The sequence below is a fragment of the Lysinibacillus sp. OL1 genome, from assembly GCF_004332175.1.
Lineage (GTDB): Bacteria > Bacillota > Bacilli > Bacillales_A > Planococcaceae > Lysinibacillus > Lysinibacillus capsici.
In genome coordinates, this window is sequence record NZ_SJDS01000002.1 from 187,209 (window position 1) to 205,425 (window position 18,217).

The window sequence follows — 18,217 nt, forward strand, 5'->3', positions numbered from 1 at the left end:
AATCTCTATTCTAACTGGAAGTGAATTGAATGTTACAAGTTAACCGAGACGATAAAAATCCCATATGGCAACAGTTACTTGACCAAGCTATTCATCATATTACAACAGGCAAATGGCCCCCAGGAGAGTTACTTCCTCCATCCCGAGAACTCGCCTTATTAGTAGGTGTTTCACGCTCAACCATACAAATTGTGTATGAGGAATTATTTAGTCGAGGGTATACCGTGACAAATTGGCGTGGAGGAACAAGAGTAAGTGAATGGGGATTTAAAACCAACTTGGCAGATGAGGTGATTCCTCAAGGACCATCCACGCCAACATTACCTTTATTAAACGTGGCAGTTGATGAATTAAACAATTGGTTTAGAGGCAAAGAACATGGAAACGTCGCAATCGATTTTTGTCCCCATGAGCCGTATTTGGATGAGCATTTCCGAAAAACTTGGCGACAATCGTTTTTACAGGCTTCAGCAGAAACAGATCTGACCAATTGGGGCTATGGCGATGCCTACGGTTTCACACCGCTCCGTGAACAGATTCAACGTTACCTCACATTTGAAAGAGGGGTACATGTAGAGATTGACCAAATCATCTTAACCTCTGGCGCGCAGCATAGCATCGATCTGATTGCTCAAGCCCTTCTAAAGGAAGGAGAAACGGTTTCTGTTGAAGATCCAGGCTTTCCTGCAGCCTGGATGACCATGAAATATAGGCGTATGAATGTCGTTGCTGTACCCGTGGATGAGTATGGCGTACAAGTAGAGCAGATTGATCCACAAACCAAGCTTATTTTTGTTACACCTTCTCACCAATGTGCGGTTGGTGTCATAATGTCTGAGCCACGCAAACAACAATTGCTGCAAAAATCCGCGAAAAATCAATTCTGGATTGTAGAAGATGATTATGATGGTGAGTTCAGGTATCGAGGTGGCCCGCTTCCTACCTTGTTTAGCCAACAACCCCACAACACATTATATATGATGAGTTTTTCTAAAATGGTTGCTCCTGGCATACGTATATCAGCTGTTATCGGACCAAAAGATGCTATTCGTCAGCTTGCGCAAGTACAACAATTAACCTATCGGCATCTTCCCATTATGGAGCAATTAACGCTTGCTCATTTTATTGAGCACGGTCATTTTATGCGTCATATGAGGAGAGCCAGAAATGTCTATCGACGTAGACATGAAGCGATGACAAAGGCAATCATGGCGACAGGACTAGCCGAACGTTTCAAGCTAAGTGGCATTGAAACGGGTTTGCATATGCTTCTTGAGGCGGAAGAATCGTTTGATGAAGAAGCAACGACGAACCTCGCACTCGAAAATGGGATACGTGTTTATCCACTGAGCAAATATTGCTTAGAAAATAATCGAAAAGGATGGGTACTCGGCTTTGCTAAAATTGATGAGCAAGCCATTGAGGAAGGCATTTTTCGTCTTGCAAAGATCCTCTTGCAAGAAACGTAATCATTAGCCGGGCATAAAGGGAATTGGGGGTTGCGATACTATGCCATACATCCATGAGTTTGGAATCATTGCTTGTATAGAAAAAGACAAGGAGTATGCTGCTTATGAACCTGAAAAATACAATTGCATCGGTGTAGATGGTGATCTCTTTGATGAACTGCTTTCTAAGGATTTTGGCAAAAAAATACATCACCTGGAAACTTTTGCACACAACACAAATAGGCCATTTAAAAGTCTCGCCTATTGGGGAATAACCTTGATACCACCAAGCTCTCATAAACAATTTTTAAATATGGTGTGTGAAGCCAATGTCGAATACCAATCTGCAGAACTTGAAGAATTAATCAAAAAAATAGCTGAAGCAATAAAACAAGATAAATGGATGATTCATTATGGTGTTTAATTTTTACCAATACATACAGGTAAGGGGAAGAGGCGATTGTTCAATTAGAGCAATCGCTTCTTACTATTAATGGGGAGATGAATGACAGTTTCCTAAAAAGTTTCAAAAATTTTGAACGAAATGCAACAATGGTGAGTCTAATGAGAGAAGGAGGCGAAAAAGGATGAAATTTGAATTAGAGCAGCGTGCTATACGTGGAGAACAAGAAGCGATACTTTCACTCATTGAAATGGATGAGGATATTTTATATCGCATGGCCTTTACATATATGAAAAATGAGCAAGATGCTATGGACGTAATGCAGGAGCTTGTTTACAAAGCACTCAACAAAATGCATACCGTTCAACAGCACGAATATGCCAGAACATGGCTTGTGCGCGTCTTAATCAATTGTTGTAAAGACCATTTACGAAAACGTCCACCGACTGTTCAGATTGAGGAACACCACTTATCTGAATGGGTCATCTACTCAGATATGGAGAGATTATTGGAACATTTGTCTTTATCGGAGCAGCAACTCGTCTATATGAAATATTTCCAGCAACTAAAAAATAAAGAAATTGCTGAGCTCAATCAAATTCCTGAGGGGACTGTAAAATCTAAGCTTCATCACATTTTAAAGAAGCTAAGAAGCTTTGCTAGAGAAAAGGAGGACTGGCTATGAGTAAACCATTAATTGACGTTCCAAAGGAGAAACTGCAACAAGTTCGCATGGACATGTTTCGGAAAGTTCAACGAGAAAAAAGAAGAAAGAAGCGCATTGTTTCGGCTACATTCATCGCCATGCTTTGTCTAAGCCTACTCTTTTCAATTCGCGTCTCGCCAACGATTGCTAGTCAAGTTGCCAAAATACCTGGCTTTCAAGCAATTGTAACAGCGATTGCAATAGATAAAGGAATAAAAGATATTGTAGATCATGAATACTATGAAGAAATCAATGTGACGCAATCTAGAAAAGGTCTAGCACTTACATTGCAGGGCGTGATTGCCGATAATTTAGGATTTGTCCTCTTCTATGACGCTGATGCCTCATTTGATATTTCAAAATTAAACTTAGAGAAAGTTCAATTGTTTCAAGGAGATGAGGAGATTGAATGCGGCTGTACGTTTACCATGAATGCAAGCAATCAAACATACATCTCTTCATCAGTGAAATATAGTTTTTTAAAGCCTATCGCCTATACTTCCAAGGATTTTAAAGCAGTTTTTCACTTTCAGGATGAAGAGAAGGGTAACATTGAAATATCTTTACCGTTTTCACTGAAAAACGAGATCGCAAAGGAGAAAATTTCTACTGTAAATCGTACGATTGATGTCAATGGACAGAAATTTACGATTACCCAAATTCGCCGTTCACCATTAAAAGTGGCACTCGATATTGAGGTAGCTAAAGATAATACAATGCAACTATTAGCGCTGGATGATGTTGCCATCATGACAGAAAGCGGTGAACGTAGAGATAGTATTAGAAATGATATTTCAACAGATGGAAATATTCGCGATGGCCAATTTACGCTCTATTTGCAAAGTAATTATTTCGATGATCCCGCGTCATTGACGGTTATGATTGGGGCCGTTCAAGCTGTGCCGAAGGGTGAGGATTTTATCGAATTTGATTTTGGCACAAAAGAAATACTCACGAAGCCTACTTATTTTAAGGGGGACATTTCAATAGAACAGCAAAGTGTAGCAGTTAAGATGAATAAAAATAATGAAGGCAAACTATTAATGCTCTCTGACGCCATAAAAGAAGATGGCACGCCATTAGAATTCAACAGTTTGACCATTTCACGAGACGAGCAGTATGTAGTAGAGACATCACAATTTGAAGAATATAATGGGAAAGCTAAGCTATATTTGAACTATTATCCTAATCCGATTGGGGAAAATATTGAAGTAAACATTCCATTACAATAAAATGCAACAGCTATTCAAAAAGACGAATCTTTTTGAATAGCTGTTTTGCTCTTTTGACTGCAAGGGTTGGGGGCTTCTTTTCTAAACAGCTTGATAGATGATAAATTAAATAGGCACTTAATTTAGTTATAATAGGGGTAACGATATCTTTAAATTTGAAGCGGTTATATTTTCTTGATTTAGTTACATAGCTAGCTCTTTTTTCTTTTTGAACTTATAGTGTAGGTAGTTATAGAAATTTAAGGTAAACTTACTTTAAACGGAGGTGGAAAATGGACTCTTTAGAATTAAACAAATCAAAATATACGGTCTCTAATATCAAAGACATTTTGCAGAATAAGCTTATTCTTGCAAAACCGTTGACTAAAGATGACATCAAAGAATTAAACCTAGTCAATCCCCCTGTATACAATAAAGAAAAGTATCTTATTCAGGAACAGTGGTTATACAGCATGAATATTGGGGAATGGGAGGATGTAGAGATTATTATCCAAGGAAATAATGAAAATCCTGAGGTGAGAATAATCGAACTAGCAGAAAGAATTTTCGATGAACTCCATTTACATATAAGCTGCGCATTGGCGTATTTACATAAGTTTTTTCCTAATCAAGAAATAAACAGTTATTATTTATCCACAATAAGCTTTGGAAATATGGCTAACTTTGATAGTTATATCTTTTCAGGCTTTAGTTTAGCTTTTATTTATGAGGGTCACTTTGAGTTTCAGTATAAAGTGAAATTTAAAGAAAATGGTTGGCCTTTTGGTTTTGAGGGTGGACCACTTTAATTCAAGGGGGAAGAAATAGTTATCCCATGACAAAATCGTTTTGAAAAGAGGGAGTTGAATGGAAGGTTTTTTCTTCATACTGATAGGCTTTTTAATTGTTGTTGCAAATGTGATTGGGTTTGTATTCTACAAAAAAAAGAAAAATCTATATAATGCTGCTTTTATCATTTTACTACTGGCAGGTGTATTTGGTGGACTAGGAAGTGTATTAGCACTAATTATTATTCGTGATCCCTTTGCATTATTCTATGGATTGAACATTGCCTATTATTTACTCATTAATAGTTTGATTGTATTTATTCTGGCGATTTTAGTTACGATCATTAAAAAATATACTAGTAGTAGAACCATATAATTAACTATCGTGGTGCGTGAGCATTGAGTTGTTTATGAACGAATTACTATTAAAAACGTTAGGTGGGACGCTATGCATAACTTGTTAGGAAAGGTTATTCTTATCACAGGTGCAAGCTCAGGTATTGGATTTGCCACGGCTGAGCTAGTGGCAAAACACGGGGCTAAAGTAATTATCAATTATCATACAAATGTGGAAGGTGCCAACGAAGCTGTCCAACGAATTCAAGAACAAGGTGGAGACGCCATTGCTATTCAAGCTAATATTGTGAATAAAGAAGATGTGAACGCAATGATTGAGCAGGCTATTTCTACATTCGGCACAATTGATGTTTTAGTGAATAACGCTGGAGGCGGCATCCGTCAAAGTACTTTTATGGAGATGAGTGAAGAGCTATGGGAAGAAACATTCAAGCTAAATGTCAATAGTGTGCTCTTATGCTCTCAAGCTGTATTAAGATATATGATTCCGAAGAAATGCGGAAAAATTATTAATGTCTCTTCTGCAGCTGCACGTATTGGTGGGGCAGGGGAAAGTATTCATTACGCATCTGCTAAGGGAGCTATCAATACAATGACGATTGGTATGTCCAGAGAATTAATTGAATATGGAATTATCGTGAACGGGGTAGCGCCTGGAATGGTAGAGACACCCTTTCACGATAAATTTGCTCCTGGCGACAATCGGCTTGAACGAATGGCTTCCGCTGTACCAATTAAACGAGCTGCAGCGCCTAAAGAGATAGCAGAAGTAATTGCCTTCCTTTCTTCTGATGCCTCAAATTACATCCTTGGAGAAATTATACATGTGAGTGGCGGTAGATAAATAAAAAAATAGGCAAATTATTATTGCTTTCGTCTATTATACTAACAGTCGTAAATTGTGGATTCTAAACAAGCTCCACCTTAGATGTCCTTAAATTTTGGGGCAAAAAAGGTAGGACTTGTTTCGTTTATTTTATTAAATCCGACACTACTTGAGCAATTAAGAATAAAAAAATGATTGGTAAAATAATTTGAATCCATTTTGTTTGGATATACGGAATGATCTTTAAACCTAAGAAAGAGCCAGCAATAGAGCCAAGTGACACAGGGATAGCAATTCCCCAATTAACAATGCCAGTAAAGTAATAAAAGAGAAAAGCACCTGTACAGCTTGATAACGAGAGCATTCTCGTTAACTCGACTGCTTTTAAATAATGGTATTGTTTTTTCAAGAAATAGGTTATATTCATTAGAGCTGAGCCTGGTCCAAAACCACCGTCATATATGGAAATTGCAAATGGAATCAGCTTGTTCAAGGGTTGTTCCTCTGTTTCTTTTACATCTTTGACAATCCATTTATTACTGCAAAGGACAATCAGAAATGCAAAAATTAAGCTTATACAAGCGACGACATTCATGATTTGTTCCGATAAGAGGATTGCGAATAATGCCCCAAATACTCCACCTAAACTAGCAACAAACATGAAAGAAAAATACTTTTTTACAGATAAATGTCCTTTTATGACAAATGAAACAACATTTGATAGGGCTGATAAGCCTGTCGCAAATTTATTAACAGCAACAGTTGTATGAATTGGAATGCCGACGAGCAACAATGAAGGCATCAAAATAAAGCCTGCTGCACCAAAAAGAACGCCTATTATGGCTGCGAGTAAACCAATTGTAAATAAAATAACTCCTTTTACTGTTAACCATTCCTGTAGTAAAATTTCCATTCAATCACCTCAATACTTAAATTACTGGTAAACTATACATAAAACAAATATATAATTATTGCTTATTCATAAATATTATTTATGAATAGAAAGGTTGGAATGGAATGAATTTACATGCATTGAGGATCTTTACGAATGTAGCCAAGCTTGGAGGAATTACTGCAGCGGCGAATAGTATGCTACTAAGTCAACCTGCTGTGACCATACAAATTCGAAAATTAGAGAATGAAATAGGGGCAAAATTGATTGAAGGTAAAGGGCGTGGAATTCAATTAACGCCAGAGGGGAAGTTTTTATACGAGCAAGGCATGCGTTTATTTTACTTAGAAGCACAAATCGATGAGAAGCTTGGTAAGTTTTTAGCAAAGGAAGACAAAATACATATTGCGTCCTCTTACATCCCTATTAATTATATACTTCCGCCTATCATAGCTAAATACAAGCTTGCGCATCCTCAAATTGAATTTTTTGTATCGTTAGGCAATGTTCAATCTGTGGAGGAGCAAGTTCTGAATTATGAAGTAGATTTTGGCTTTGTCGTTCAAAGTAAAATTGGTCATGAAGATTTACAATTTGAAAAGGTATTGGATATCCCTTTTTGGTTTATAGTCCATCCTTCACATCCTCTAGCAAATCAAACGGTCTCCATCTATGAATTATCGAACGAGGACTTTATTTATCGGGAACGTGGTAGCTCGACACTCGATTTATTGGAGTCCATTTTTTACACCTTTAATGCGCCATTACCTAAGTTAGGGCTTCAAATGCAGGGCTTACATGAATCCATAAAAGTAGTGGAAGCGGGGTACGGCATGACTTTAGCTCCGTCCTATAGTGTGGCTGAAAGTATAATAAACGGGAAACTTGCTCAAGTGTATGTTGAGCAGGCAGCTATTCAGCAAAGTTTATTTATTTGTTCTCGAAAAACCGATCTCATGGAGCAACCATTTTTGCAATACTTAAAAACGCATTTAAATGCATTAAACTAACCACTTTATTTGGCATAAATAAGACTTCTCTAAATTTAAGTGAAGAATTTAGAGAAGTTTATTTTATGATGATAATTAACACGGAAAATTCAGAAAAATAGTATTATAAAAGTATTTTTCCTTCTATTGAAACAACTGCTGCTCCTGCTACTTCAATAACAGCATTCTCCCCATCAGGAGTGATCGTGACATAAAGAGTCCCAGGTCTATTAATCGTATGTCCTTGCCCAATTACTAATTGATGTTTTTCTTGTGGAGCTAGTATATTTTCTAGATATAAATAACCACCTAATGCACCGTTTGCTGCCCCTGTAACTGGATCTTCATCGATCCCTATATTTGGGCAAAAATCTCTTGTATAAATATCAAATTCCCCATTTGTGTCAAAGGTAAAGAGGTGAGTGGTTGATATGTTAAAATGATTGTTCATCTTTTTAAGCTCATTTAATTTAGGTTCTGCTTGATCAATTGCTTGACGTGTTTTAACGGGAACCATAAGATGTGGGACCCCTGTGTTCGCTATTTTTATCGGGTATCGATCATCAATGTCCGTTTCCTCTAAACCCACAAGGTCCGCAACGACTTCAGGGCTAATGTCTATACTTTTTATATGGGGACGTACTTGAGTCATGGACACGCTCTTTAAGTGATTGTTTTCCGTAATCCATTTTACAGGAATTAGTCCAATGTTTGATTCAAAGATTATTTTCTCGTCCTTATCAATCCAATTGTACTTATTAGCCATTAACCATGCTGTACCTAACGTAGCGTGACCGCAAAAGTCAACTTCTTTTGTAGGAGTAAAATATTTTATTTGATAATCTGCATTTACATTTGTTGATGGTAAAAGAAAGGCCGTTTCCGAAAGGTTTAATTCATTGGCTATGTTTAGCATTTCCTCATCTGTTAAATTTTCTGCATGAGGTATAACGCCAGCTGGATTTCCTCCAAACGTTTCTGTGGTGAATGCATCAACATAAAAAAACTCTACCACTTTTTTCATTGCTATCTCCTCCTTCATTCTAAGATTATTGTAGTATGATAGAATTGATAAGTAAAATTCATGTTTTTAATCTTAAACATGAGGAAGTCGAATGGAAAGTTAAATCTTATACGGAGGTTAGCTTGTGAACCTTTTGCAAATAGAAATATTCGTCAAAGTAGTCGATATTGGAAATTTCACAAAAGCAGGTGAAATATTGGCGATGACACAATCGGGCATAAGCCATAATATCGCTTCATTAGAGTCAGAACTCGGTATTAAACTTTTGAATAGAGGAAGAAATGGCATCTCGTTAACAGATAGTGGAGAACGTATCATCAACAATATGAGAAATATCTTATCCGAAGCAGAAAGCATAAAACAAGAAGCCGCTTCTATTTTAGGAATACAAAACGGAAAAATAAATATTGGCAGCTTTTCAAGTTTTGCTTCAAAAGTGTTGCCAACGATCATATCACGGTTTAAAGGAGAGTTTAAGGGAATTGAAATAAACTTTTATGAGGGGAGCTATGACCAAATTACACGTTGGGTAGAAGAGGGAAAAGTGGATATAGGTTTTACATCTTTAAGTAACCCCATGGATCATTTGGAGGCTACCACCATAGTAAGAGATAGATTAGTAGCAATCGTACCGATTCATCATCATCTTGCCATAAATGAACAAGTAAAGGCGGAAGAACTTCAAGGGGAGGCTTTTATTATGCCTCAGCTAGGATGTGAAGTGAGTGTTAAGAAGTTTTTACAGGAACAAGAGGTATCCCCAAACATAGAGTTTAATGTGGAAGAAAATCAAACAATCATTGCAATGGTACGTGAAGGATTAGGCATTACAATCATACCAGAACTAGCTTTACCCTATAATTTAGCAGGTACCATTGTAAAACCTCTCTTACCCGAACCTTTCCGAGAAATAAGCATTATTACTCGCTCAAAGAAGCAACCCCTTCCCGCTGTCAAAGAGTTTATAAAAACAACCATGGATTGTATTAAAGAATTACAGCTATAAGAATTCTGTGTCCATTGCGATTGTTCATCGTCATTGTGCTTTTTTGTAGAAGAATTAACCGTAGCCACATAAGAGCATGTTTTGGTTCATTTTTTCAAAACATGCTCAAATCAAGGTGATGATATTTAGTAAAGAACACGCCATAAATAGAAGGTAGCGTAGGATTCCCAGTTTTTCCATGGTATCGAGAGCGCTAAAATTTCCTCTTTCGTAGGCTTTTGGTTCATATTACGTAATGTTTTTATTGAATTAATCAGACCTACATCATCGATTGGAAAAGCTGTCTGAAACCGTAGGCAGCGCATTAGCACGTAATTGGCTGTCCAAGGTCCGATTCCTCGTATTTTGATTAAGCTTTTTTCTGCCTCTTTAAAATTCATTTTCATTAATTGTTCCTTCGATAATTCTCCGCATGCCATTAATCTTGCAATGCCAATGATATATTCACTTTTTTTAACCGTCATTTTAATAGCTGCTAGGTCAGTAGGTTCTAACTGTGCAATTCGTTCGTAGGGAGGGAATACCCAATACTTTTTACCATTCCATTCGATAGAATCGCCAAAGCTTTCTACAAATTGTCTCTTTAAAGAGTAGGCAAAGGCAAGGTTGATTTGTTGCCCTAAAACGCCCCAGCATAACGCTTCAAATAAATCGGGAATGCCGATAACTCGTAATCCATAGAATTTTTGGGCAGGTATTTGAAGTAATGGATCTGTATTTGCCATTTCATAAAATGGCGTTAAATCGTTATCAAGATCAAACCATTCAAGTATATATGTTGCAATTTTTTCCCGCTCCCTCTTTTCAATAGGCCTAGAACCATTTAGGAATTGAACAACCATTTGTTGATTATCGATTACGCTTATCTGTACTAAAGACTGCATTTCTCCAATGGCTATCACTTTTGTGATAATATTGTTCTCTATTTCATACAGGCATTCATTTTTTTCTCTTGTTAAATAGCCTAGATTTGCATTCATATCAAAATTTGCTGGTAAGGTAATGATCATCACATCGTCAACGTCATGCCATATCACTTTTTCATTCTCCTTTTCAACATACACAGTTTGTTAGTTTACTTTATCATAAAAGTAGCTTTACTCATTTTGTTATCTTGCTATTCCATTCTAAACGCCTTATTTTTTTCTATTGATGAGGTTATAGTGTTAGTTATTAAGAAGGCTAAGGAGGGAATAAAAATGGTCCAAGATATTCAAACACGTGTTGGCAGCTTGGAGTGGGATTCCATTCAACAGGAACTAGATAAACAAGGATTTGCAAAGCTTCCAGTAATTTTAACAAAAGAGGAATGTGAATTCTTAATAGGGTTGTATAGTACAGAAGAGCCATATAGAACGACCATTAATATGACGAGGTATCGCTTTGGGGAGGGGGAATACAAATATTTTTCCTATCCATTGCCTGAAATCATCCAAAGTTTAAGAGAGTCCTTTTATCAAGAATTGGCCAAAACAGCTAATCGATGGTTAGGTTATTTAAAGAAAACAGCGCAGTTTCCAGCTCAGCTTCAAGATTTTTTGAACACTTGTAAAGAATATGAACAAACTAGACCGACACCGTTACTCTTAAAGTATGAAACAGGTGGCTTTAATTGTTTGCATCAAGATTTATATGGCGATGTGTTTTTCCCGTTTCAAGTAGTATTTGTATTAAATCAACGCGAACAAGACTTTTTTGGTGGAGAATCACTCCTAGTGGAACAAATTCCACGTGCTCAGAGTAGGGGACATGTCATTACGTTAGACCAAGGCAGTGCGCTCATCTTTCCTACAAACCATAGACCTGTTCTAGGGAAAAGGGGATATTATAAACATACGGTTCGTCATGGAGTAAGTACGATTACTGCTGGAGAACGATACGGTCTTGGCATTATTTTTCACGATTCTAAATAAAAAAACTTCAATATCTTGCTATTCCATATCTAGAATTGTACATTGTGAATTTTTAGGGAGTATATTGTAAGGAGAGGTGAGATAAATGCTGGATCCTATGAATGATGAAAATGATATTTTGAATAATGTAGAAATGATGACAGATGAAAAATGGCAAGCCATTATCACGAATGATACAGCGTACAACAATCAATTTTTTTATGCTGTCAAGTCAACAGGGATATTCTGTAAGCCATCCTGTAAGTCTCGCGTTCCGAAAAAAGAGAATGTATGTATTTTTGCAACAGCAGAACAAGCACTCCACGCAAATTTTCGCCCTTGTAAACGTTGCAAGCCTACTAATGAAAATTTACCTGATAGCGAGTGGGTTGATATTATCACAGCATACATTGATCAAAATTTCGCTGAAAAATTAACGCTCGAATCATTAGCAATGATTTGTCATGGGAGCCCCTATCATATGCATCGAACATTTAAAAAGATAAAAGGCTTGACGCCGATTGAGTATATACAACAAGTTCGCGTACACGAGGCTAAAAAGTATTTGATTGAGACGAATAAAGCAATAGGCGATATTGCCCTATGTGTGGGTATGGCGAATGCGCCCTATTTTATTACTTTATTTAAAAAGAAAACAGGTCAGACCCCAGCGCAATTTCGTCAAATGAGAAAAATGGAGGAAATGAATGATGGAAATAAAAAATAAACCAACCCTTTTTTGGTCTTTACTCAAGTTTGAGGATTGGCATTTTTATATTGCTGCTACCTCCAAGGGCCTTGTGTTTGTTGGTTCACAGAACAAACCAATCGAGGAAATGTTTGAATGGGCGAAGAAACGCTTTCCAGGAAGTCCTTTTGTTGAAGATGGGGAAAAGCTTGAACCCTATGTCAATGAAATCATTCAGTATCTAGCAGGAAAGAGGCAAACCTTTACTATCCCATTTGAGTACGTAGGTACGCCATTTCAGCTAGCAGTCTGGCAAGCACTTTGTGAAATTCCTTATGGGCAGACGAAATCCTATTCAGACATTGCCCATGCTATCAATAAACCAGCAGCTGTTCGTGCTGTTGGAGCGGCTATTGGGGCTAATCCAGTGTTGCTCACTGTACCGTGCCATCGTGTAACAGGAAAGAATGGCTCTTTAACAGGCTATCGGGGCGGATTAGCAATGAAGAAATTGCTCTTGGAACTTGAAAAGCGAGGTTCATCTAGCAATGCGTAATACTTGCTTTACATGGAATGGAGGTTTCGTATGAAAAGCGAATTATTCTATAAGCATCCAAAAACCATTTTGAATAAGGGAACTGGCTTTCTTTCTGGCTATACGCATTCGCTCAATCCTTACACAGGCTGTTCATTTGGATGTTCTTATTGCTATGTACGTCAAATGCCTGTATCTCTTTTTCGAGAAGGGGAATGGGGTAGTTGGGTCGATGTTAAAAACGGTGCGGCGAATGTATTAAAAAAGGAGCTTCATCGTGCTAAAGCCAAAGGGCCTGTAACCATTTTTATGTCCTCAAGTACAGACCCGTATCAGCCAATAGAGCATAAGGAAAAAGTGACGCGATCTTTACTAGAGGTTATGCTAGAGGATCCCCCTGATTTCTTATTTGTACAGACAAGAAGTCCACTTGTCAGTCGAGATATTGATTTGCTGCGACAATTTAAAGAAAAAGTGCGGGTAAGTATGACAATTGAGACAGATTCGGAAACGATACGTAAACATTTTACGCCAATGGCACCTCCAATCCAAGCGCGTTTTAAGACATTGGAAAAATTAGCAGCTGCGGACATACCGACCCAAGTTGCTATCGCGCCCATTTTACCAAGTGGAGAATATTTTCCTTTGAAATTGAAGCAACTCGTCGATCGGATATGTATAGATGACTACTTCATGGGAGATGGCAGTGGTGGAAAACGCACAAGAAAACTTGAGATTGAGAAAAAATATGACCAACTTGGTTTAGAAGAATGGTATGGACCAGATGTAATAAAAAAAGTATACAACCGATTTATTGAAATCTTTCCAGAAAATCATGTTTATATAAGTCAGGCTGGGTTTGAGCCGTAAAATGCTGTAATAGATGGATTATAAAAATAGCCCCAATACCCATCTTTGCTGAAGTGAGTATTAGGGTTTCTTCACATGATAGTATGATTAACGTTTGTTTTCATTTTGAATTTGACTGAAATCTACTTCTTCAGCAAACTCTTCTCTGTTTTTACGCTCATTGTTAGCATTTTGATTTTGATTCTGCTGTTTTTTGTTGTCTTGCGTTTTATTATTTTTATGTTTATTATTGCCCATTTTCATCTCACCTCCACCATTAGTGTGAGTGGAAGATGTTTTTTTATCCGTAGAACGGACATTTAATTCTTCAAGTAATGTGCTTTACTTTATTAAGGAGTATAGTATGAATGAAAATTATCCAAATTTAATTCTACGGTTCAAACTAGGGTAGGAAGTAATTGATAATGATAGCAGGTGGTTTATAAAAGGCTATCACGCTGTTTGAATCACGATATTGACAAGACGAGAAAATAATTATTGTAGTCGATTAAAAATTGAAGCATACAGGAATGTCTTATATTTTTCCAGAAGATGTGAGGAAATACAAACTACATAGGCTTAGTCTTGAATGTAAAATATTTGATTTAAAGTATATTGCATTGTTAAAGGTCGTATGCATTCAGGATTTAGGAATCCAACCAAGTATTTTTCATAAGATCTATTTTTTAAATATCAACAGGAAAACTATTTTTTACATTATGCTTAAGGAGGCATCGTAGTGAACCAACACAAAATAATTATTACGCAATATACCCCCCAATACGCTGAACAAACAGTTGCTATGTGGCGAGATAGTAAGGAGCAGGCGATTGGTCAAAAAGAAATTCATACCTTTGAAAGTCATGTATATTTCTTAAATCATCTATTAGCTGAGCAGTTTCACATCGATTTAGCGTTAATGGATGAAAAAGTAGTTGGCATGATTGCCTATAACGAAGAAGAAATAAGCCAACTATATATTCATATTGACTATCAAGGGATGGGCATAGGTCATACATTACTAGATAAAGTAAAAGCACAATCAAATGGGCGATTAACTTTATACACATTTGAGGTTAATGAAAATGCCCAACGATTTTATGAAAAACATGGATTTAAAATTATAGGGAGAGGACATGAAAATGAAGAGAATTTAGCTGATATTCAATATGAATGGCTAGCCAAATAAAAAATTTCACTAACGAGCTACTAAAAGCGTTGTACATTTTGTATATACGCTTTTTTGTTTTTGATAAGATCTAAAAATGATGAAGAGGCAAACAATCTCCGATCACTCGAATGAGTAGTAGTCGAGCTGAGCTTAGTTGCTTTTTATGATCTCAGTATCATCTGGTATAATAGAAAATAGATTTTTTTAGAACGGAGTAATTGATATGAATGGAGCGCAAAAAGCATTTTTTGAAGAAAAGGAGCGTTCACTTGGCGTTTATCTAAATGATGTGCAGAAGCAGGCTGTATTGCAGACGAATGGACCGCTGCTACTATTGGCATCTCCTGGTTCAGGAAAAACGACGACGATTATTATGCGTATTGGCTATATGATCGAGGCGCTTGGTGTCAAGCCTGCTCGCATAAAGGCTGTTACGTTTAGTAAGGCATCTGCAAATGATATGAAGGCACGTTTTGCAAAGTTTTTTCCGCATTTGCCACCAGTTGATTTTTCGACGATTCATAGTTTAGCATTTCAAGTTGTGCGGCAGACACTTGAACGTCAGGGCATTTCGTACGGGATTATCGAAGAAGCGGACGGGCCTGGTGTAATGTCAAAAAAACGAGTGCTTCGTGAGATTTTTGAACAATTAAATGGCTCCAAAATTACGGAAGATCAGTTAGACGAGCTACTGACGTACATAACGTTCATCAAAAATAAAATGCTGCCAGAACAGGAATGGGCAATTGCAGAAGTAAAGGTGCCAAGAAAAGTCGAGATTTTACAGCATTATGAGGAATATAAGCGCACAGCTAGTGACCGATTGCTCATTGATTTTGACGATATGCTGTTAATGGCGAATGATATTTTTACGAAAAATCGAGAGGTGTTGGCGCAATTTCAACGTCGATACGATTTTTATTTAACGGATGAAAGTCAGGATACATCGCCTGTTCAACATGCGATCATCGAGAAGCTTGTCGCTGTCCATCAAAATTTATGCGTCGTTGCCGATGAGGATCAGGCCATTTATAGCTGGCGCGGTGCAGAGCCAGATTATTTGTTGAATTTCCAAAAGATTTATCCAGAGGCACGTGTTTTACTAATGACACAAAATTATCGTTCATCTGCCTCGATTGTAGAGCCAGCCAATCTTTTCATTCAGCGAAATAAAAAACGATATAACAAACAAATGTTTACGCAAAATCCTGCAGCAGAGCCAATCTCGTTTAAAATCCTAGAGAATTACAGCTTACAGGCCAAATATGTAGTGAATCAGTTAAAAAGCTTGTCTAAGCGTGGCTCAACGGCTGTTTTATATCGAAATAATACGTCTGCCATTCCTCTTATGGACGCATTAGACAGAGCGGGCTTGCCTTTCTATATGAAAGATTCCACCATTCGCTTTTTTACGCATTGGGTTGTGGAGGATATAATGAACTTCATGCGTCTAGCGTACAATACAAAAAATATCTCGATATTTGAAAAAGTTTACAGAAAAATGAATGCTTATATTACACCAACGCAATTAAAGGCACTGCAGAAAGTACCGGAGGATGGCTGTGTATTCTCACTATTGCTAGAGCATGTGGAATTAAAGGATTATCAGCCTGAATATATTAAGCGAATTCGCCAAACGTATGATAGCATTCAATTTGATCAAACAACACCAACAGCCATGCTAGAGCATATCCGTTATGACTTTGGTTATGAGCGTGCCTTAAAGAAAATGAGCGAGGACCTCGGTTTTAATTATGAAAATTTACTAGATATTGTGGATGTACTTGGACTAATTGCTCGCCATACGTCGACGATGACTGAATTTGCGGGTCGTTTGAAGTACCTTGAAAATTTAGCACGTACATCTCATCTGAAAAATGAAATGAATGCCATTACATTAACAACCTTACACAGTTCAAAGGGCTTGGAATTTGACCGTGTGTATTTGATTGACTTAATTGATGGGATTTTACCTAGTGAGACGGAAGAAGCAATAGAGGAAGAAACAAGGCTCTTTTATGTAGGGATCACTCGTGCAATTCGCCATTTGGAATTAATTTCGTACAGCAAGCGCTTTAAAGCAAGTGTGGTGCCATCAATATTTATGAAGGCGTTAAAGCAAATCGTTTCTCCTCAGGAATTACCAAAGAAAGCGTCGAAAAGTCCGAGGAAAGCATTGAAGCAATACCGTAATGATCAGACAATTACAACGGAGTCAGCGTTAATCGTTGGCTCAAAGGTGAAGCATGTGATGTTTGGAGAGGGAAAAATTTTGGAGGTCACAAGTAGCACGATCAAATTGTCATTTGATGCAGGGATAAAGCAGTTTATGACAGATACATGTTTACAGCAAGGCTATTTAGAAGCGGTGGAAGATTAATGCAGCGTATTCGAGATTTTTTCGAATACGCTTTTTATAGTGTGCAAAATAATAGCTAAACTTCTTATTTTCTCTTTCTATAGGATAAATATTCTATAAATCTATTTGCTGCAAGTGACAGCGATTTTTGCTCTCTCATCGCAATCCCAATAGTTCGAAAAGCAGGGATCTCAAGCTCTTTCGCGATAATTTGGTACGGAATGCGTTCTAAAATCAGTTCAGGTAATATACTGATTCCTAACCCGTTTTCCACCATTGACATAATGGCATAGTCGTCCCATGTTGTAAAAGAAATGTGCGGCGAGATATTGTGCTTCTCAAAAATTTCGGAGATTTCAGCTTTTGCGCCTTTTTCTAAAAGCATGAATGGACTGCTCAATAGTTCACTTAGAGGAAATTTATCGCAATCAGCAAGAGGATGATCCTGATGAATAACTACCAACAATCGGTCTTGCTCTACAAAGATTGTTTCCATTTTAGCTTTTGTTGGTAGTCGCAAAAATCCAAAGTCGACCCTACCTTCGATAATCCAGCTTTCGATTTCGGTGTAATCTCCTAAGAGTAACTCGAAATCAATCCCTGGATAATCCTGCTTAAAGAATTTGATCATATAAGGTAGCCAATGTGTTGCTACACTAGAAAATGTACCAATTCGGATGATTCCTGATTGGATATCATGTAAGTCTTCGATCTGCATCATTAACATTTCATGCTCATTACATATACGTTGTAATTGGGGCAGTAACTTTAAGCCATCGGATGTTAAACTGATTCCAGCACGACCTCGTTCAAAAAGGGAAATTCCCCATTCTGATTCTAAATCGTTGATCATACGGCTGATACCAGACTGTGTATAGTTTAATGCATCGGCAGCACTTGTAAAGCTCCCATATTCTACTGCTTTGACAAAGGCCATATATTTTTGGATATTCATTGCGCTATCCCCCTTGCATGCTATTTTGTTATGTGTAGCATGACAAACATTCAATTTTGTAATACATATAAGTATGCTATGCTATTCCCATTACAAAAGCAAGTTGAAAGGGAGTGGA

Annotated in this window: 21 protein-coding genes; 16 read left to right on the forward strand and 5 right to left on the reverse strand. The window is 37.3% G+C overall.

Annotated features, from left to right (window positions below):
* Window positions 1-29: 29 nt before the first annotated feature.
* The 7 genes from pdxR (at window position 30) to EW028_RS05330 (ending at window position 5,757) form a co-directional block, all read left to right on the forward strand.
* Window positions 30-1,469, forward strand: coding sequence for a MocR-like pyridoxine biosynthesis transcription factor PdxR (pdxR, locus tag EW028_RS05300; RefSeq protein WP_131520163.1), 1,440 nt, complete (start codon window positions 30-32; stop codon window positions 1,467-1,469).
* 40 nt (window positions 1,470-1,509) lie between these two features.
* Entirely contained in the window at window positions 1,510-1,872 is a 363-nt protein-coding gene (locus tag EW028_RS05305; RefSeq protein ID WP_131520164.1) for a hypothetical protein, read from the forward strand.
* Between the two features lie 163 nt (window positions 1,873-2,035).
* Complete coding sequence (locus tag EW028_RS05310) at window positions 2,036-2,536, forward strand: sigma-70 family RNA polymerase sigma factor (protein WP_131520165.1); 501 nt, start codon at window positions 2,036-2,038, stop codon at window positions 2,534-2,536.
* Window positions 2,533-3,789 (forward strand): DUF4179 domain-containing protein, encoded by a 1,257-nt coding sequence (locus EW028_RS05315; RefSeq protein WP_131520166.1) that lies wholly within the window; start codon window positions 2,533-2,535, stop codon window positions 3,787-3,789. Before EW028_RS05310 ends, EW028_RS05315 begins: the two co-directional genes overlap by 4 nt.
* Window positions 3,790-4,061: 272 nt before the next feature.
* On the forward strand, window positions 4,062-4,577 hold the full coding sequence (locus EW028_RS05320) for a hypothetical protein (RefSeq protein ID WP_131520167.1): 516 nt from the start codon (window positions 4,062-4,064) through the stop codon (window positions 4,575-4,577).
* Between the two features lie 58 nt (window positions 4,578-4,635).
* The gene (locus EW028_RS05325) at window positions 4,636-4,932 is read left to right on the forward strand and encodes a hypothetical protein (RefSeq protein WP_048393027.1); all 297 of its coding nucleotides are present in this window, start codon (window positions 4,636-4,638) and stop codon (window positions 4,930-4,932) included.
* Window positions 4,933-5,004: 72 nt separating this feature from the next.
* Window positions 5,005-5,757, forward strand: coding sequence for an SDR family NAD(P)-dependent oxidoreductase (locus EW028_RS05330; RefSeq protein ID WP_131520168.1), 753 nt, complete (start codon window positions 5,005-5,007; stop codon window positions 5,755-5,757).
* A 127-nt stretch (window positions 5,758-5,884) separates the two neighbouring features.
* Here the strand turns inward: EW028_RS05330 and EW028_RS05335 are convergent, their stop codons facing one another.
* Window positions 5,885-6,652 (reverse strand): sulfite exporter TauE/SafE family protein, encoded by a 768-nt coding sequence (locus EW028_RS05335; RefSeq protein WP_131520169.1) that lies wholly within the window; start codon window positions 6,650-6,652, stop codon window positions 5,885-5,887.
* A 104-nt stretch (window positions 6,653-6,756) separates the two neighbouring features.
* Here EW028_RS05335 and EW028_RS05340 point away from each other — a divergent pair, with 104 nt between their 5' ends.
* A complete protein-coding gene (locus tag EW028_RS05340; protein WP_131520170.1) occupies window positions 6,757-7,641 on the forward strand; it encodes a LysR family transcriptional regulator in 885 nt (294 codons plus the stop codon).
* A gap of 103 nt (window positions 7,642-7,744) precedes the next feature.
* Here the strand turns inward: EW028_RS05340 and EW028_RS05345 are convergent, their stop codons facing one another.
* Window positions 7,745-8,644 (reverse strand): PhzF family phenazine biosynthesis protein, encoded by a 900-nt coding sequence (locus EW028_RS05345; RefSeq protein ID WP_131520171.1) that lies wholly within the window; start codon window positions 8,642-8,644, stop codon window positions 7,745-7,747.
* Between the two features lie 124 nt (window positions 8,645-8,768).
* On the opposite strand from EW028_RS05345, the gene EW028_RS05350 reads away from it, so the two are divergent.
* Window positions 8,769-9,650 carry a LysR family transcriptional regulator gene (locus EW028_RS05350; protein ID WP_112118595.1) on the forward strand — a complete coding sequence of 294 codons (882 nt, stop codon included), beginning with the start codon at window positions 8,769-8,771 and terminating at the stop codon, window positions 9,648-9,650.
* 125 nt (window positions 9,651-9,775) lie between these two features.
* Here EW028_RS05350 and EW028_RS05355 read toward each other — a convergent pair whose 3' ends face one another.
* Window positions 9,776-10,687 (reverse strand): DNA-3-methyladenine glycosylase 2, encoded by a 912-nt coding sequence (locus EW028_RS05355; protein WP_131520172.1) that lies wholly within the window; start codon window positions 10,685-10,687, stop codon window positions 9,776-9,778.
* Between the two features lie 162 nt (window positions 10,688-10,849).
* On the opposite strand from EW028_RS05355, the gene EW028_RS05360 reads away from it, so the two are divergent.
* From EW028_RS05360 to EW028_RS05375, 4 genes are all read left to right on the forward strand, one after another.
* The gene (locus EW028_RS05360; protein ID WP_131520173.1) at window positions 10,850-11,563 is read left to right on the forward strand and encodes a 2OG-Fe(II) oxygenase; all 714 of its coding nucleotides are present in this window, start codon (window positions 10,850-10,852) and stop codon (window positions 11,561-11,563) included.
* An 85-nt stretch (window positions 11,564-11,648) separates the two neighbouring features.
* Entirely contained in the window at window positions 11,649-12,269 is a 621-nt protein-coding gene (locus EW028_RS05365) for a bifunctional transcriptional activator/DNA repair enzyme AdaA (protein WP_131520174.1), read from the forward strand.
* Window positions 12,253-12,786 (forward strand): methylated-DNA--[protein]-cysteine S-methyltransferase, encoded by a 534-nt coding sequence (gene adaB / locus EW028_RS05370; RefSeq protein WP_131520398.1) that lies wholly within the window; start codon window positions 12,253-12,255, stop codon window positions 12,784-12,786. The genes EW028_RS05365 and adaB overlap by 17 nt, the downstream gene beginning before the upstream one ends.
* 30 nt (window positions 12,787-12,816) lie before the next feature.
* On the forward strand, window positions 12,817-13,635 hold the full coding sequence (locus EW028_RS05375) for an SPL family radical SAM protein (RefSeq protein ID WP_054550211.1): 819 nt from the start codon (window positions 12,817-12,819) through the stop codon (window positions 13,633-13,635).
* A gap of 87 nt (window positions 13,636-13,722) precedes the next feature.
* Here the strand turns inward: EW028_RS05375 and EW028_RS25175 are convergent, their stop codons facing one another.
* A complete protein-coding gene (locus EW028_RS25175; protein WP_016992948.1) occupies window positions 13,723-13,872 on the reverse strand; it encodes a hypothetical protein in 150 nt (49 codons plus the stop codon).
* Window positions 13,873-14,144: 272 nt separating this feature from the next.
* Here EW028_RS25175 and EW028_RS26405 point away from each other — a divergent pair, with 272 nt between their 5' ends.
* The 3 genes from EW028_RS26405 to EW028_RS05385 all read left to right on the forward strand — a co-directional run bounded on the left by EW028_RS26405 (window position 14,145) and on the right by EW028_RS05385 (window position 17,165).
* Entirely contained in the window at window positions 14,145-14,354 is a 210-nt protein-coding gene (locus EW028_RS26405; protein ID WP_483308053.1) for a DUF3885 domain-containing protein, read from the forward strand.
* Window positions 14,354-14,803: a GNAT family N-acetyltransferase gene (locus EW028_RS05380; RefSeq protein WP_131520175.1), complete on the forward strand. Its 450-nt coding sequence runs from the start codon at window positions 14,354-14,356 to the stop codon at window positions 14,801-14,803. Before EW028_RS26405 ends, EW028_RS05380 begins: the two co-directional genes overlap by 1 nt.
* A gap of 205 nt (window positions 14,804-15,008) precedes the next feature.
* Window positions 15,009-17,165, forward strand: a complete 2,157-nt coding sequence (locus EW028_RS05385; RefSeq protein ID WP_131520176.1) for an ATP-dependent helicase — start codon at window positions 15,009-15,011, stop codon at window positions 17,163-17,165.
* A 64-nt stretch (window positions 17,166-17,229) separates the two neighbouring features.
* Here EW028_RS05385 and EW028_RS05390 read toward each other — a convergent pair whose 3' ends face one another.
* Entirely contained in the window at window positions 17,230-18,099 is an 870-nt protein-coding gene (locus EW028_RS05390; RefSeq protein WP_131520177.1) for a LysR family transcriptional regulator, read from the reverse strand.
* Window positions 18,100-18,217 lie beyond the last annotated feature (118 nt).

Excerpts from the sequence above, each read along its gene's own strand:
- EW028_RS05340 (WP_131520170.1), top strand. The coding sequence starts at position 6,757 with ATGAATTTACATGCATTGAGGATCTTTACGAATGTAGCCAAGCTTGGA.
- EW028_RS05330 (WP_131520168.1), top strand. The coding sequence starts at position 5,005 with ATGCATAACTTGTTAGGAAAGGTTATTCTTATCACAGGTGCAAGCTCA.
- EW028_RS05375 (WP_054550211.1), top strand. The coding sequence starts at position 12,817 with ATGAAAAGCGAATTATTCTATAAGCATCCAAAAACCATTTTGAATAAG.
- EW028_RS05390 (WP_131520177.1), bottom strand. The coding sequence starts at position 18,099 with ATGAATATCCAAAAATATATGGCCTTTGTCAAAGCAGTAGAATATGGG.
- EW028_RS05315 (WP_131520166.1), top strand. The coding sequence starts at position 2,533 with ATGAGTAAACCATTAATTGACGTTCCAAAGGAGAAACTGCAACAAGTT.
- adaB (WP_131520398.1), top strand. The coding sequence starts at position 12,253 with ATGGAAATAAAAAATAAACCAACCCTTTTTTGGTCTTTACTCAAGTTT.
- EW028_RS05345 (WP_131520171.1), bottom strand. The coding sequence starts at position 8,644 with ATGAAAAAAGTGGTAGAGTTTTTTTATGTTGATGCATTCACCACAGAA.
- EW028_RS05325 (WP_048393027.1), top strand. The coding sequence starts at position 4,636 with ATGGAAGGTTTTTTCTTCATACTGATAGGCTTTTTAATTGTTGTTGCA.
- EW028_RS05305 (WP_131520164.1), top strand. The coding sequence starts at position 1,510 with ATGCCATACATCCATGAGTTTGGAATCATTGCTTGTATAGAAAAAGAC.
- pdxR (WP_131520163.1), top strand. The coding sequence starts at position 30 with ATGTTACAAGTTAACCGAGACGATAAAAATCCCATATGGCAACAGTTA.
- EW028_RS05365 (WP_131520174.1), top strand. The coding sequence starts at position 11,649 with ATGCTGGATCCTATGAATGATGAAAATGATATTTTGAATAATGTAGAA.
- EW028_RS05385 (WP_131520176.1), top strand. The coding sequence starts at position 15,009 with ATGAATGGAGCGCAAAAAGCATTTTTTGAAGAAAAGGAGCGTTCACTT.
- EW028_RS05320 (WP_131520167.1), top strand. The coding sequence starts at position 4,062 with ATGGACTCTTTAGAATTAAACAAATCAAAATATACGGTCTCTAATATC.
- EW028_RS05360 (WP_131520173.1), top strand. The coding sequence starts at position 10,850 with ATGGTCCAAGATATTCAAACACGTGTTGGCAGCTTGGAGTGGGATTCC.
- EW028_RS05310 (WP_131520165.1), top strand. The coding sequence starts at position 2,036 with ATGAAATTTGAATTAGAGCAGCGTGCTATACGTGGAGAACAAGAAGCG.
- EW028_RS25175 (WP_016992948.1), bottom strand. The coding sequence starts at position 13,872 with ATGGGCAATAATAAACATAAAAATAATAAAACGCAAGACAACAAAAAA.
- EW028_RS05335 (WP_131520169.1), bottom strand. The coding sequence starts at position 6,652 with ATGGAAATTTTACTACAGGAATGGTTAACAGTAAAAGGAGTTATTTTA.
- EW028_RS26405 (WP_483308053.1), top strand. The coding sequence starts at position 14,145 with ATGTCTTATATTTTTCCAGAAGATGTGAGGAAATACAAACTACATAGG.